Below are 902 nucleotides of genomic sequence, written 5' to 3' on the forward strand. Positions count from 1 at the left end.
CGGGTGGGGGCGTCCATTCCATTAAATCTCCTGTCACAGCCAAGATCCGAAGTCTCCTATATTTCCGGGGCGGTTCAGTGCCGATATAGCCCGGCGACACCGTGTTGACCGTCACGCCCTTGGTCGCCACTTCCTGCGCGAGCGCCATCGTGAATCCGTGGATGCCGGCCTTCGCCGTCGAATAGTTGGTCTGGCCGAACTGTCCTTTCTGACCGTTCACCGACGAAATGTTGATGATCCGCCCGAAACCGCGCTCGACCATGCCGTCGACCACCTGTTTGGTCACGTTGAAGAGGCTCGTCAAGTTGGTGTCGATGACCGCGGTCCAGTCCTCGTGCGTCATCTTGCGGAACACACCATCGCGCGTGATGCCGGCGTTGTTCACGAGGATGTCGATCTCGCCGACTTCTGCCTTGACCTTGTCGAACGCTTTTTTGGTCGATTCCCAGTCACCGACATTGCCTTCCGACGCGATAAAGTCGTACCCAAGCGCCTTCTGTTCCTCAAGCCATTTGACACGGCGCGGAGAGTTCGGGCCACAGCCGGCGACGACCGTATAGCCGTCCTTATGCAAACGTTGACTGATGCTCGTGCCAATGCCACCCATGCCACCCGTCACATACGCTATGCGCTTCGTCATATCTCACTCCATTTTCGTTATGCGGAAAGCCGGCGGTGCCGCCCGTCGCTTCCCGCTCGTCTCAGCAAACCTGTTGTGGCCGATAACCGATGAGAATCGCCGCTGACCGCGCTTACGGACGCTCGACCGCCATCGCCACGCCCATTCCGCCGCCGATGCACAGCGACGCCAAGCCCTTCTTCGCATCGCGCTTCTGCATTTCGTGCAGGAGCGTGACGAGAATGCGGCAGCCGGATGCGCCGATCGGGTGACCGATCGCGAT

General features: G+C 59.8%; 1 protein-coding gene and 1 pseudogene. Both read right to left on the reverse strand.

Features of this window, described 5'->3' with window-relative positions:
* Nucleotides 1-640, reverse strand: a 640-nt coding sequence (phbB, locus tag AWB67_RS38675; RefSeq protein ID WP_235025633.1) for an acetoacetyl-CoA reductase, incomplete at its 3' end; no start/stop codon positions are given.
* Between the two features lie 112 nt (nt 641-752).
* Nucleotides 753-902: pseudogene (locus AWB67_RS38680) on the reverse strand (acetyl-CoA C-acetyltransferase); the annotation flags it as partial.

It is taken from the genome of Caballeronia terrestris, from assembly GCF_001544515.1.
In the GTDB taxonomy this organism is placed as follows: domain Bacteria; phylum Pseudomonadota; class Gammaproteobacteria; order Burkholderiales; family Burkholderiaceae; genus Caballeronia; species Caballeronia terrestris.